We start from the raw sequence: 15,169 nt of genomic DNA on the forward strand, positions 1-15,169 counted from the left end.
TTGTTTAAAAGGTTTTATTTTTCGCTGTCATCGTTCAGTTCATCCAGGTACTCACCGAGTTCCTCCAGAGACAGCTTCTTCCTTTTGCCTCTAGGCTGCTGTTGTTTAGCCTTCTTCTTGGTTTTAGTCTTCTTTTTCTCTTCATTAATTTCAGGGTTCGGTAACTCCTCAGCAACATCCCATTCAGGTGTGCTGCCAGGTTTTCCGGCATCATCTGCTTCTCCTTCACCCACGTATCCTTCGTCATACTCTTCATCATACTCTTCATCATACTCTTCATCATATTCTTCGTCATACTCTTCATCATATTCTTCGTCATATTCTTCGTCATATTCTTCGTTATGCTCGTCTACGTATTCCTCCGTGTCACCCCATTCATCATAATCATGCTCTTCTCCGGAATCGGAATAATCACCTTCGGCCCATTCTTCTTCTATGTATTCAGGATTATCGTCAAAAAATTCCTCAGACTGCATAAGTTCTTCCATCTGAGACTCACTTTTTATATCTATTTTCCATCCTGTCAGTTTAGCAGCCAGCCGGGCATTTTGACCCTCTTTACCTATCGCAAGGGAAAGCTGATAATCCGGCACTATCACCCTGGCTACTTTATCTTCACCAAATACCCGAACATCAACAACTTTAGCCGGGCTGAGAGAATTAGCAACATACTTGGAAGGATCAGGATTCCATTTTACGATATCAATTTTTTCGCCTTTAAGTTCTGAAACAATGGTCTGAACCCTCATCCCTTTAGGCCCGACACATGCTCCAACCGGATCGACATTTTCATCCCTTGAAAAAACTGCAATTTTTGAACGGGCTCCAGCTTCCCTGGCGACAGATTTAAGCTCAACTATGCCATCATGTATTTCAGGAACCTCAAGTTCAAACAATCTCTTCAATAATCCCGGATGGGTTCTGGAAACCATAATCTGCGGCCCTTTTGTTGTCTTTTTTACTTCAACGATATAGGTCTTAATCCTATCACCAAACCGGTATTCTTCTCCCGGTATCTGTTCGGACGGTCCAAGAGTAGCTTCCGTTTTTCCAAGGTCTATATAGACATTCTTCTGGTCTTGACGTTGTACAATACCGGTCACAATATCCCCTTCCCGGCTGGAAAACTCCTCAAAAATAATTCCCCTTTCAGCTTCCCGAATTCTTTGTACAACTACCTGTTTAGCAGTCTGTGCCGCAATACGGCCAAAGTCCCTTGGAGTGACCTCAACTTCCACTATATCATCAAGTTCATACCTGGGGTCTTTTTGTCTTGCCTCCTCAATTGATATCTCGGTTCTTTCATCCTCAATCTGCTCTACAACCGTTTTCCTGGCATATACCTTAATTGCTCCGGTCTCCCGGTTAATGTCAACCGAGACATTCTGCAAAGAACCGAAGTTCCTTTTATATGCTGAAATCAATGCTGCTTCAAGCGCCTCCAAAAGGACATCCATGCTGATACCTTTTTCTTTTTCAAGTTCCGCCAAGGCCTCCATAAACTCACTATTCATTTTTTTTAACAAACCTCCTCAATTTTCAATTGTCTGCAGCAAGCAATCACTGCCATAAATAAGTTTCACTAATTGACTACATGTTAAAAGCCGGCCTCAAGCCTAACCTTAGCCACTAATTCCTGGGGCAGTGCCACCTGCCTGTTTTCAACACTTATAAGGACATTACCGTCAACAAGCCCTTCTAAGACTCCTATAAACTCCTTCTGACCGTCAACAGGTGCAAATGTTGTGGCACGAACCATGTGTCCCCTGAACCTCACAAAATCTGCCGGCCTTTTTAACGGTCTCTCAATACCGGGAGATGATACTTCAAGAACATATGATTGGTGAATAGGGTCCTTTTTATCAAGAAGTTCCCCCAGACTTGCTGAAACAGCCTGGCAGTCATCATGTGTTATGCCTTCCTGTTTATCTATATAAATCCGAAGAAACCAGTTAGCTCCTTCCTTCACATATTCAACATCCACAAGTTCAAGACCAAGGGAATCTGTAACAGGTACAGATAATTGTAAAACAATATCTTCAATTCGCTGTTTACTCATAGTTTAGACACTCCTCTACCACATTAAGCTCCTGGATAAAGATTTCTTACGCTAGCTGGAGTTTGGAAATTCCAGCTAACGTAAGAAATCTGTTAATAATCGTATTGTACCAACTAAACAATAGGGTTATACTATCGTTCTAACCGGAATAATATGAAAGAGTGGGTTGCCCCACTCCCTCAGAATAACCTTGGGTTAATAATTGCTTAAACCAGATACAGTTAGTATACCATACCTGTAAACTGTTGACAAGCAAATTTAGAATAGTGCCATTTGGTCTGATTCCGGCAGGCCGTAAAGGCACCCATGGTTAAGCATTATTTCTATTACCGTCTTACTCAGCTTTGACCTGACCCTAAGGTCCTCCACAGATGTAAAAGGTTTTTCACTGCGCGCTTTTACAATATTCCGTGCAGCGATTTCTCCCAAGCCCTGTAGTGCGGCAAATGGCGGGAGAATCCCATCATCGGTAATCAGGAACTTATCAGCCTGAGACTCCTCTAGGCTGACACGCAGCATTTTAATGCCGCGTTCATACATTTCCAAGGCTACTTCAAGAATGGTCAACAGGTTCTTCTCCTTAGCGGAGACATCATTTCCCCTGCTTTCAATCTCATGAATTTTCTGCCTGATACAAGGTGGACCCTGTACTACAATATCTGCATCAAATTCATCTGCCCTTACTGTAAAATATGTGGCATAAAAAGCTTCCGCATAATGAACCTTAAAATATGCAATCCGATAGGCCATCATCACATAAGCGACAGCATGGGCTTTGGGGAACATGTACTTGATTTTGTTACACGACTCTATGTACCAATCGGGTACTTCAAATGCCCTCATATACTGTTCATCTTCTGGCTTGACACCCTTACCCTTCCTAACCGCTTCCATTATCTTGAAAGCTCTTTTGGGTTCCAGTCCTTTATGAATAAGATATATCATAATATCATCCCTGGCGGAAATCGCTTCAGATAATTTGCAGGTACCTTCCCTGATGAGGTCCTGGGCATTATTCAGCCATACATCTGTGCCGTGGGAAAAACCTGAAATTCTTACCAGTTCAGAAAACGTTTTTGGTTCAGTATCCTCCAGCATTTGCCTGACAAACTTGGTTCCAAACTCAGGTATTGCAAAACTGCCTACATTTGATCCTATCTGTTCAGGGGTAACCCCTAAGACTTCCACACCAGAGAATATCTTCATAGTTTCTGGCTCATCAAGTGGAATGGTTTTGGCATCAATACCGGTTAAGTCCTCCAGCATCTTTATTACTGTAGGGTCGTCATGTCCAAGGATATCCAATTTTACTATTCTTCCGGAAATAGAATGGTAATCAAAATGTGTTGTCAGCACACCCGACTTTTTGTCATCTGCCGGATACTGCAGAGGAGTAAACTGGTGAACATTCATATCATGAGGTATAACCATGATCCCCCCCGGATGCTGCCCCGTAGTCCTCTTTACCCCGGTACATCCGGTAACCAGCCGGTCTGTCTCCGCTTTTCTTCTGGTTATCCCCCGTTCCTCAAGGTACTTCCGAATAAACCCGTATGCAGTCTTTTCTGCAATTGTTCCTATGGTACCGGCACGGAAAGCATACCCTTCTCCAAAAAGTTCTTCAGTATATTTAAATGCAATTGGCTGGTATTCACCTGAAAAATTAAGGTCTATATCAGGCACCTTATCTCCCTCAAAACCAAGGAAAACCTCAAAAGGGATATCAAAACCGTCTTTTTTATATTTTGTCCCACAGCCGAGGCAATTCTTATCCGGAAGATCTGCCCCGCTGCCATAAGACCCGTCAGTGATAAACTCACTGTGTCTGCATTCCGGACAGACATAGTGCGGCGGCAGGGGATTTACCTCGGTAATCCCGGTCATTGTGGCCACAAAAGATGACCCTACAGAACCCCGGGAACCAACTAAGTAACCGTCTGCATTGGATTTTTTAACCAACTTGTGGGCAATTAAATACAAGACCGCAAAACCGTTATTTATAACGGAGTTTAGTTCTTTATCCACTCGCTTCTGCACTATTTCAGGTAAAGGGTCCCCATAAACTGACTTCACCGTGTCCCAAGTCATTTTCCTAATCTGTTCTTCAGCACCATTAATCTTGGGCGGAAAAAAATCATCAGGCATCGGCTTTATTTCTTCAATCCAATCTGCTATCATCAGAGGATTTGTTACTACCACTTCATTAGCTTTCCCGGCATCCAAATAACAAAACTCCTCCAACATCTCATCAGTAGTTCGAAAATACAACGGAGCCTGATTGTCGGCATCTTCAAATCCCTGACCTGCCATAAGTATTCTCCTGTAAAGGCTATCCGCAGGTTCAAGAAAATGAACATCACAAGTGGCTACAACCGGCCTATCAAGGCGGGAACCAATTTCCATAATATCCCTGTTCATGTTTTGCAGGAATTCAATCCCATTAACCCGGCCCTGGCGAATCAGAAATTCATTGTTTCCTGTGGGCTGTATTTCAAGAAAATCATAAAAAGATGCTATTCTTTCAAGTTTTTCCTTATCAGCCCCATCAAGATATGAACTGATAAGTTCCCCAGACTCACAAGCGGAACCTATCAACAGTCCTTCCCTTCTCTTAATCAGTTCACTGCGCGGTATCCGCGGATGCCTGTAATAATATTTGGTATGGGAAAGGGTAACAAGTTCGTAAAGATTGCGCAGACCGGTTTCATTTTTAACTAAAATCATAACATGGTAAGTTCGTAATTTATCGAAGTTAATATGTTTGACCAGCGTATTAACTTCATCCAGGCGGTTAATGTTCCGGGACCTCAATTGTTCCAGAAGCTTCAGAAAAATAGCTGCAGTGGCTTCGGCATCATCAACTGCCCGGTGGTGGTTTTCAAGTGTTACACCAAATTCAGCAGCCAAATTTTTTAATTTATGGTTCTTCAGTTTTGGAAACAAGGCCCTTGCAAGACCCAGATTATCAAAAACAGAATTAGCTAAGCTGCAGCCACTCATATTTGATAGGCTGACTGATAAAAATCCAGTATCAAACCCGGCATTATGGGCCACCAGGACAGCATCCCCAACAAAATCCATGAACTCAGGCAAAACTGCTTCAATTCCGGCAGCATCTGCAACCATTTCGGGCAGGATACCCGTAAGTCTCTGGATATTGACTGGGATTCCGTCTTTAGGTTTGACAAATCTGGCAAACCGGTCACTAATCCGGCGATTTTTTAGCTTAACCGCCCCTATTTCAATTATCTCATTTACATTTGGGGAAAACCCTGTTGTTTCCAGGTCAAAAACCACAAATTCCGTTTCTTCAAGGTCCCCCGGCTGAGACCTGACCACTATCGGTTCACCGTCATCCACCAAGTATCCTTCCATACCGTAGATTATCTTGATACCGTGCTTTTTTCCGGCCTCATAAGCATCAGGATAAGCCTGGACCACCCCATGGTCTGTTATTGCTACAGCCGGGTGTCCCCATGCCGCTGCCTTAGCCACAACTTCGCTTATACCGGAAATTCCGTCCATTGCACTCATCTTGGTATGCAGATGAAGTTCCACTCTCTTTTCTGGCGCATTGTCAGACCGGGGTTCATCTTGACTTAGATTGATATCCTTAGCCATAATCGTCAATTCTTGTGAAAATTTATCTTGTTGGAGAGGCCCTCTTACTTTAACCCAAGTTCCCCTCTCTAGGGCTCCCGAAACCCTGCCGGCATCTTTTTCATCTTCAAAAAACTTAACCGCAATACTATCTGTAAAATCGGTAATATCAAAACTCACGAGGGTTCGGCCGCTCTTCAGTTGGCGGATATCTGTACTGGTGATTTTACCTCTGGTAACAATACTCTTTTCTTCTTCAATTATCTGTTCCATGGGGACGGGGTCATCCTTGATAAGCCTTCCCATCAAAATATTTGGTTTATTTATGCCTTTAGACGATTCCTTTAGTGGTACAGAATTTGCAGCATTTTGCATAATTATATCTTTAACGTATTCAGCTTCCTTACGGGAAACCCATTCCACCTGATTACAGCGGTCCTCCTCTAAAACATGGACACTTACTTCAATCTGAAAGCCGAATTCGTTTTCAAGCAAATCCGAGATTAAATGGGGAACCCTGCGCTGGTCGAGCAATTCTGCCTCGACCTGACTTTTGACAAATATCTGAAGTATCCGGTCATGGCACCTTTTTGAAAGCTGTGCCAATACACCTGCCAACACCGGGTGCTTGCATATTAGATAATAAACAATTTCATCCCAATAATCATTGAGCAGGTCCGCCGGTTTTAAGTCTGGAAGACAGTATTTAACCGAAAAGCCAATCCCCTGCAGTTCAGGTATTTCTTTTATCATTTCTACGGCTAAGATATCAAGATGGCTTTTTTTAACCAGGCTGTTCAAAAGCAAATATATCTGCCATGTCTTGGCGGACTTTTTTATTTCCACCCTGAGAACCTGAGCATTGTTCAGAGCTAGCTTCAAATCTTCAGGAATGCTTAAATGTTCTATGTAACTACAAAAATGTAGAACGGCCGGGAGCCGTTCTTTATCTGGTTCAGGTAATACTACCAATAATTTCCCCTCCTGAATCCGTTCCTGTTATTCACCTAGTTCTACCTGAAAAACACCTGTCATTTCACCCAGTCCATACATTACTTTGTTAATATCTGTATTAGGCGGAACCTTGATGCCAATTTCAAATTTGACTCGCCTGTCGTCACTAAGTCGTTTCCTTCGTAAATTAAGAATTATGATGCCTTGTTCACCGAGATATACGCCAACACGCCCAAACTGACCGGGTACATTCTCTGTCGTAACCGAAAGCAGCACGACTCGTGTTAGTTCGGTAATTAATTTTTCAACTTTGGCCAAATAAACAAGGGTCAGAAAAACAACCCCTGTAGCTACTAATGCAGAAAAATAGAACCCGGCGCCAATAGCAAGACCCACTCCGGCAACTACCCACAGGCTGGCAGCAGTTGTCAGGCCCTTAACAGTAGCCCCTTCACGCAGAATTGTACCAGCTCCCAAAAAACCCATACCACTGACAACTTGTGCCGCTATCCTTCCGGGGTCAATATTAGTTGTACCCTTGTACATTTCATATAAGTCCTTAGATACCAGCATAATCAGAGCTGACCCGACACAAACCAGAATATGTGTCCTGAACCCTGCCGTTTTATTAAGGCTTTCACGCTCAAACCCGATTAAACCTCCCAATACCCCTGCCATTATAAGTCGAATTATAATCTGTATTTCATCGGTACCAGGCAATAACTTTCCCCCCTCAATTTCTGCTTAACCCCGCCCAACAAACTTGGCAATCTCCCAGTACATTTTAAGCCTGGCCACAAATCCCCGGACAACTCCCATTTTTTCTTCTTTCATAACATGAGTCATATCTCTTAATTCAACTTCCAGTACGGAAATTCCTGCAGATTTGGCAAATCTCGTCATAGCTACTTCTACCCCATACCTAGACATTTCCAGGTTAGAAATTTGACGGAACAATTGTCTTTTTACAGCACGCTGTCCTGATAAATATGGAGCAAAAAACTGTGCCAGGTCTGTAGCCAGCCGACCATGTTCAAAAATACCTACTGTCATTTCAGCTCGGCCCTCAAGAACAGGCAAGAGCAAATCAACCACGTGAAGGGGCTGAAGTCCAAGCAAGTCGGCATCCAGAAATAAGACAACATCAGCACTTGTGTTATTAACCCCTACCATCATAGCACCACCTTTGCCAAGATTCTGTTCCAAAGTAATTACTTTAGCACCTAATAACCTGGCAACATCTGCAGTATTATCTGTTGAGCCGTCACTGATAACTATAGTTTCTTCTATAAAGGGTACCTGTTTTACAACTTCGATAACTTTACCAATCGTTTGTTCCTCATTGTATGCCGGAATAATAACTGCTGATTTCACAACAGTCCCTCCCCCCGGTACAGCACTGATTAATAATTATTCGAACATATTATAGATATGCCAATATGTTGCCAAAATCTGGTTTCCTAGGATATGGGCATTGATTCGGCAATTTCGTCGGCAACAATCTTATGAATAACTAAAGCTGCATCGGTAACCGCAGTATTACGGACATCTCCTGTTCTACGATGTTTAATCTCAACAATGCCCTCCTCAACCGCTTTGGTCCCCACTACAACCCGCAACGGAAACCCGATCAGGTCGGCATCCTTGAATTTGACACCAGGCCGCTCATTCCTATCATCAATAACAGCTTCCACACCAATCTCATTTAAGGATTTATAGATTTGCTGTGCCAGTTCAAGCTGCTTTTTGTCTTTAACACTAACAGGCACAACCACAGCATGAAAAGGTGCAATAGGCATTGGCCAAATAATTCCGTCCTTATCATGGTTCTGCTCTATAGATGCTGCTACCGTACGACTTACCCCTATTCCATAGCATCCCATAACCATCAGTTTTTCCTTGCCATTTTCATCAAGGTACCGTGCTCCCATTGCTTCACTGTATTTTGTTCCAAGTTTAAATACCTGGCCAACCTCAATACCCCTTGCTTCCATTAGTATGCCTTGACACCTAGGACACTTTTCCCCTTCCCTGACCAGCCTGATATCAGCACTCTGGGAGGGTTCAAAATCCCTTCCCGGGTTAACATTCAGCATATGTGTATCCATCTTATTGGCCCCGGTTATAGTATTTCTCATCTGCATAATTTCTTTATCTGCAATTATGCGTATATCCCCCAGTCCTAAAGGTCCGGAAAACCCGGGAGCAGCCCCGGTAATTTCCTGAACTGTCCTCTCATCTGCCATTTCCAATTGCAGAGAGCCAAGTAAATTCTGGAGCTTAATTTCATTAATTTCGCGGTCACCCCGAACTATTACCGCGACTGTTTCGGCCTCGGTTCGATAAATAAGTGTCTTTAGCAGTTTATCAGAAGCAATGCTCAGGAACCCGGAAACTTCGTCAATTGTCTTGACCCCAGGTGTACTTATCTCCTGCATTTCCTTCATGTTTTCATCTGTGTTTCCAGGTGCCGGGACTGATTCGGCCTTTTCTACATTGGCGGCATAATTACATGTATCACAATACACAATTGCGGCTTCACCAGAATCGGCGACAACCATAAATTCATGGGTACCGCCGCTTCCCCCAATAGCCCCCGGGTCAGCCTCCACAGGCCTAAAGCGCAGCCCACAGCGTGTAAAAATCCTGATATAGGCATCATACATTTTGTGGTATGTTACATCAAGACCTTCATTATCCTTGTCAAACGAATACAGGTCTTTCATAATAAATTCCCGGCCGCGCATCAGACCAAACCGGGGCCGCCGTTCATCCCGGTACTTGTTCTGAATTTGATACAACAAGAGTGGCAGCTGTTTATAGCTTCTTACATCCCCCTTCACCAGGTCAGTAATAATTTCTTCATGAGTCGGTCCCAAAGAAAAATCCCTGCCGTGCCTGTCCTTAAGCCTGAACAGCTCATCACCGTAAACATGCCATCTGCCTGATTGCATCCAGAGTTCGGCTGGCTGTATTATAGGGAGCATCAGTTCCTGGCCGCCCTTATTGTCCATTTCTTCCCTAACAATTTCAATTACCTTTTTAATGATACGATATCCTAACGGAAGAAATGTGTAAACTCCTGAAGCCGCCTTTCTAATCATGCCTGCCCGTAACATCAAAATATGGCTAATTACCTCCGCCTCAGCAGGTACTTCCCTGAGTGTGGGAGCAAAAATTTCAGATATCTTCATAAAAAACCGACCTCCCCCTATAGTATCCATTTTTTGGATACATTTTATCCCAAAAAAAATAGTTTAGTTCTCAATTTCTATTCACATGCCATGTTGAAAATTTCTTTTAAGAACTCCTGAACCAAACATTCTTCAGGAATTTTCCTGACAACCTGTCCTTTCTTAAACAATAATCCGACACCCCGGCCCCCGGCAATACCTATATCCGCATCCTTGGCTTCCCCCGGACCATTGACTACACATCCCATAATTGCCACCTTCAAAGGCTTTTTAATATGCAGAATCTTTTGTTCCACCTCTTGAGCAATCCCAATTAAATCGATTTCCGTCCTGCCACAGGTAGGACAGGACACTATAACAGGTCCCCTTTGTCGCAGTTCAAGCGCTTTCAGTATCTCAAACCCTACCCCGACCTCTTCCAAAGGATCGCCTGTCAGGGAAACCCTTAGAGTATCGCCAATCCCCTGACTAAGAAGGCTTCCAATCCCCACGGCAGACCTTATGGTCCCGGCCCAGGGAGTTCCCGCTTCTGTTACTCCTATATGGAGCGGGTAATCAACTTTTTCTGATATTTTCTGATAGGCTTCAATCATCAAGGGAATGTCAAAAGCTTTTAAAGAGATTTTAATATCAAAATAATTGTTTTCTTCCAAAAGCCTCACATGCTGTAAAGCACTTTCAACAAGACCTGCAGAAGTTACCCTGCCGTATTTATCCAGAATGGTCTTGTCCAATGAACCTGCATTTACCCCAACTCTAATAGGAATCCGACGTTCCCTTGCCGCGCTGATAACTTCTTTGACACGATTAGCACCGCCAATATTACCGGGATTAATCCGAAGCCCACTGATTCCATTAACAATAGATTTTATAGCAAGCTTATAATCAAAATGAATATCTGCTATCAACGGCACAGGACTCAGGCGTATAATTTCCTGCAAAGCATCAGCAGCAACGCTGTCCGGTACTGCCACCCTAACTAACTCACAGCCGGCTTCGGCCAGACCCCTAATTTGATTAACTGTAGCCGTGATATCTCGGGTATCCGTATTGGTCATTGACTGAATTACAACCGGAGCACCTCCTCCGACAGGTACGTTTCCGATAATTATCTGCCGTGTTGACCTTCTCTGCAAAGTTCTGCCTCCTAACTAAGCATGTGAACAATATCTTGATAAGTAATAACTAACATTATTAAGAGTAAAAACATTAATCCTACCATATGGATAAAGTTTTCTTTTGTTTGGTCAACCGGATTCCCCCTGATTCCTTCCCAAGCCAGAAAAGCTAATCTGCTTCCATCCAAGGCAGGTATTGGCAGAAGGTTAAAAATACCTATTTGCAGGCTGAGGAAGGCTGCAATGTTTATCAGAAAGATGAGCCCCATCTCGGCTGCCTTACCCAGTTCATAAGTAATTCTAACAGGTCCGCCTAGCTCTACGGGCATTTCCTGTGAAATCATTTTGCCAATAAACACAAAAGTCATTACCAGCATCTCGTATGTGTTCACAAATCCTTGCTTTAACGACTCGAAAACCCCAGGTCTTCTGGTCTGGGGAGTAATCCCTATCAACCCCCACTGAGTCTCTGGATCTCTTTCCGGTTTGACTTCAAAGACCTTTGTCTCCTGACCCCTTTGGATTTCAATCATAAGCTGCTTGCCGGGACTAGCGTGAATAACTCGCAATATATCTTCCCAAGTATTAATTTTCTGATTATCAATCCGGGTAATGATGTCTCCTGTTTTAATGCCTGCCTCTGCTGCCGGCCTATCAGGTATAACCTGATTGATTTTATTCGCTGGAACCCCTGAAACCCAAACAATTATAGCAAACAATAGTACTGCTAGGGCAAAATTCATTATAGGCCCGGCAGCAATTATGGCCATTCTCTGGAGAACAGTTTTGTTGGCAAAACTTCTCTCAGGAGGAATAATCCCAGCTGTAGAAAAGTCTTCATGATTACTCGTTTTATCATTCTTTGCTGCCTCTAACTCCCGTTGGTCCTCTTCAGGGTCCATTCCAGCCATACGCACAAATCCGCCCAACGGAAAAACCCTAATGTTATAAGCAGTTTCACCCTTCTTAAATCTGAGCAGCCGTGGTCCAAATCCAATACTGAATTCATATACCCGAACCCCAACAAGTTTAGCTACCGAAAAATGTCCCAGCTCATGTACCAGCACAAGTACTCCGAAAACCACAATCGCATATGGAATATATATTAACCAATCCGGCATTTTTTTCACCTTCTATTTTATATTTTAAATATCATAGCTGCCATTACTTATATTATCATTTTCCCGGCTATAGACTCAGCTTCTTCACGGGCCCACATATCACTTGCAAGAATATCGTCTAAAACAGGGTTCTGTATCAAAGTATGGTTAGCCATAACTTTTTCAATTAATAACGGAATTCCCAAAAATCTTATCAGTCCGTTTAAAAACATTTCTACAGCCTTTTCATTAGCGGCATTCATCACTGCAGGCATTGTGCCACCCTTCAGGCCGGCCTCATATGCCAGGTCAAGACAGGGAAAATTTTCCGTGCGGGGTGCCGCAAAAGATAACTGTGCTATCGCCGCTAAGTCAAGCCTAGGAAAGTCATTTTCCACCCTGTCCGGATATGTTAGTGCATATTGTATCGGCAGTTTCATATCAGGCAAACCTAACTGGGCTATCACCGAACCATCGGTGAACTCCACCATGGAATGGATAATGCTCTGAGGATGAATCAGCACATCAATATTATGCAACTCCATATCAAAAAGCCAGCGAGCTTCAATTACCTCAAGCCCTTTATTCATCATTGTTGCTGAATCAATAGTAATTTTAGGCCCCATGGCCCAATTAGGATGCTTTAGGGCCTCGGCAACAGTTACACTCCTAAGCTGGCTGCGTGAGCAGTTCCGGAACGGCCCTCCGGAAGCAGTAAGTATCAGCCTGCCGACCCGGGAAGGTTGCTCTCCATTAAGACACTGGAATATTGCCGAATGTTCACTGTCAACCGGTAAAATACTAACACCTTTTTGACGGGCCAGCTTCATAACGATTTCGCCTGCTGCTACCAGAGTTTCCTTATTGGCCAGAGCAATATTTTTGCCTGCATTGATTGCCTCTACGGTTGGCAGCAGCCCAAGAGTACCGGTAATTGACGTTACCACAATATCAGCTTCTGCCATCCCGGCAATCTCCGACATACCCTGCACACCTGAAACAACTTCAATATCTGGCGGGATTAAGGTTCTGAAATGCGAAATATCATCAGCACTTCCTATGCTCACAATCTTTGGTTGATACTTATGCACCTGTATTGCAAGCTTTTGCAGGCTGCTGCCTGCAGCCAGCCCTACTACCTGAAATCTGTCAGGAAACATGTCTGCAACCTCAAGTGTCTGAGTCCCAATAGAACCTGTACTGCCAAGTACAGCAATATTCTTCATTATATCTTCTCCTATATGATACTATACTATAAGGTCAATTTTCAACTTTTCCACCTCAGCAAACCGGCAGAACCAAAAGCTTTAAGAGCAATAATAAACAGCGGACCGGCAATTACTCCGGCTGTTCCCATAAGCTGAAGGCCTACATACATACTGATAAGGGTAGCTAATGGGTGCAGGCCTATAGAACTGGAAACAATTTTCGTCTCCAAAACTTGCCGGATAATAATAACGACTCCATAAAGGATAGTAAGTTTGACGGCAAACGAAATATCCCCTGTAGCAAACTCCCATATAATCCAGGGCAGGTAAATAGTGCTTGGGCCCAGAACCGGAATAATGTCTGCCACCCCTATAATTAGCGCCATAATCAAGGCATAAGGAGCACCAATCAAATGAAGGCCAATAAGTGTCTGCAAAAATGTTAGGGTAATCAGTACCAGTATTGCTCTAATATAACTGATAACTGCTTGAAAAATATCCTTAACCACCTCAAGAATTTTATTGCCGTATGGCGCCGGTATTAACTTCAGCCAAAATCCAATTAAAATACGTTTATCTTTGGCCATAAAATAAGTAGCAATACCAGCTATAATTATCAGCAAAATAAAGGTTGGAACTGATGAAATAAGGTTCATCAATGCATTAAGCACAGTGCTGGTTACTTTTTCCGCCCTGCCCAGTATAGAATCCAGGCTGTAATCAGCACCGGTTACCTTCTCACTGATAAATTCTGTAACCTCCTGCGGCAAAGCGAGGTAATAGGATTCAGCCATACTCCTGAGAGATAAAACAACTGATTTAATATTATCTATATAGTCAGGTAAAAATGTGGTTAAAAAAACAAGCTCAACAATCAACCTGGTGACGATGGCAATAATCACCAACCCGGTGCCGCCAAATACAATCAGCATTGTAACTGCAACAGCAGCTATTCTAGGAAAACGCAGCTTTTTCTGGAATAATACAACCAAAGGTTCCATAAAAAAGGTAAGAAACAGAGCTAAAATAAATGGCGCTAAAATCGGGGCTACATAACGTCCCAAAAGATATGCTGCTATAGCTCCCAGCAATATAAATATTAAAGTTTTAGAGAACTCTTTCACAATAACCCACCTTTAAACAAAAATAACAAGTTTTAGGTAATAATATATAACAGGAGCTGTAATCAGCATACTATCAAATCTGTCCATAATGCCCCCATGACCGGGAATAATTTTTCCGGAATCTTTTACTCCGGCAAATCGCTTAAGCGCAGATTCCGCCAGGTCACCAACCTGACCCATTAACCCAACAAGGATCCCTATAATAATATAGTGTATAATAGCAAAATGCTGCCCGACTGCCCAGAAAACAACGGATACAGCTACACTCCCTAAAATACCTCCAATTGAGCCTTCAACAGACTTGTTTGGGCTAAGCAATGGAGCTAACTTTGTTTTCCCCCAGGCACTGCCTATAAAATATGCAAACGTATCAGTACTCCATGTCGCTCCCATCATCAAAAACACTAAATGAAAGCCCCCCGGAAGTTGTCTCAAGTTTATAATATGTGTTAAAAGCCAACCGGCATATAAAGAAATGAATACCGTTACCGCTAAGTCAATCATATTAAACCTGGGATATGACATTACAAGATAGATTAAACCAGCAGCTATAACCGTCAGTAAAAAAATACCCAGCAAATCAATATTCACTAAATGGGCATTAATTACAAATAAAAATCCTCCCAAAAAAGCTCCTGGCATCCAAACATTATTCCCGATCTTTTTAAAGAGAGCCCCTGTTTCATGAATGCCTAGTAATGAAATTATTAATACCGCTAATGTTAAAGGAATGCTGCCATACCAAACAAGGCAAAGTACAACTGGGATACCAACTACAGCGCTCAAAACTCTATATAATAACATCTTTTGCA

11 protein-coding genes are annotated in these 15,169 nt (G+C 42.9%); all 11 read right to left on the reverse strand.

Annotated elements, in window-relative coordinates:
* Positions 1–14 precede the first annotated feature (14 nt).
* The 11 genes from nusA to ABFY19_RS08325 all read right to left on the reverse strand — a co-directional run bounded on the left by nusA (position 15) and on the right by ABFY19_RS08325 (position 15,161).
* Positions 15–1,514 carry a transcription termination factor NusA gene (gene nusA, locus ABFY19_RS08275; RefSeq protein WP_418790186.1) on the reverse strand — a complete coding sequence of 500 codons (1,500 nt, stop codon included), beginning with the start codon at positions 1,512–1,514 and terminating at the stop codon, positions 15–17.
* An 83-nt stretch (positions 1,515–1,597) separates the two neighbouring features.
* Positions 1,598–2,059, reverse strand: coding sequence for a ribosome maturation factor RimP (rimP, locus tag ABFY19_RS08280; protein WP_418790187.1), 462 nt, complete (start codon positions 2,057–2,059; stop codon positions 1,598–1,600).
* 258 nt (positions 2,060–2,317) lie between these two features.
* Positions 2,318–6,631 carry a PolC-type DNA polymerase III gene (locus ABFY19_RS08285; RefSeq protein WP_418790188.1) on the reverse strand — a complete coding sequence of 1,438 codons (4,314 nt, stop codon included), beginning with the start codon at positions 6,629–6,631 and terminating at the stop codon, positions 2,318–2,320.
* 27 nt (positions 6,632–6,658) lie between these two features.
* On the reverse strand, positions 6,659–7,333 hold the full coding sequence (locus tag ABFY19_RS08290; RefSeq protein ID WP_418790189.1) for an MgtC/SapB family protein: 675 nt from the start codon (positions 7,331–7,333) through the stop codon (positions 6,659–6,661).
* Between the two features lie 24 nt (positions 7,334–7,357).
* Positions 7,358–7,987, reverse strand: coding sequence for a glycosyltransferase family 2 protein (locus ABFY19_RS08295; protein ID WP_418790190.1), 630 nt, complete (start codon positions 7,985–7,987; stop codon positions 7,358–7,360).
* Positions 7,988–8,073: 86 nt separating this feature from the next.
* Positions 8,074–9,807 carry a proline--tRNA ligase gene (locus ABFY19_RS08300; protein ID WP_418790192.1) on the reverse strand — a complete coding sequence of 578 codons (1,734 nt, stop codon included), beginning with the start codon at positions 9,805–9,807 and terminating at the stop codon, positions 8,074–8,076.
* A gap of 77 nt (positions 9,808–9,884) precedes the next feature.
* Complete coding sequence (ispG, locus tag ABFY19_RS08305; protein WP_418790193.1) at positions 9,885–10,943, reverse strand: flavodoxin-dependent (E)-4-hydroxy-3-methylbut-2-enyl-diphosphate synthase; 1,059 nt, start codon at positions 10,941–10,943, stop codon at positions 9,885–9,887.
* An 11-nt stretch (positions 10,944–10,954) separates the two neighbouring features.
* Positions 10,955–12,046 (reverse strand): RIP metalloprotease RseP, encoded by a 1,092-nt coding sequence (rseP, locus tag ABFY19_RS08310; protein ID WP_418790195.1) that lies wholly within the window; start codon positions 12,044–12,046, stop codon positions 10,955–10,957.
* A 47-nt stretch (positions 12,047–12,093) separates the two neighbouring features.
* On the reverse strand, positions 12,094–13,254 hold the full coding sequence (locus ABFY19_RS08315) for a 1-deoxy-D-xylulose-5-phosphate reductoisomerase (protein ID WP_418792564.1): 1,161 nt from the start codon (positions 13,252–13,254) through the stop codon (positions 12,094–12,096).
* A 38-nt stretch (positions 13,255–13,292) separates the two neighbouring features.
* Positions 13,293–14,357, reverse strand: coding sequence for a sporulation integral membrane protein YtvI (ytvI, locus tag ABFY19_RS08320; protein ID WP_418790196.1), 1,065 nt, complete (start codon positions 14,355–14,357; stop codon positions 13,293–13,295).
* Between the two features lie 12 nt (positions 14,358–14,369).
* Positions 14,370–15,161 carry a phosphatidate cytidylyltransferase gene (locus ABFY19_RS08325; RefSeq protein ID WP_418790197.1) on the reverse strand — a complete coding sequence of 264 codons (792 nt, stop codon included), beginning with the start codon at positions 15,159–15,161 and terminating at the stop codon, positions 14,370–14,372.
* Between the last annotated feature and the right edge of the window lie 8 nt (positions 15,162–15,169).

Origin of the sequence: Phosphitispora sp. TUW77, from assembly GCF_048453025.1 — a bacterium.
Classification (GTDB): domain Bacteria; phylum Bacillota; class Thermincolia; order Thermincolales; family UBA2595; genus Phosphitispora.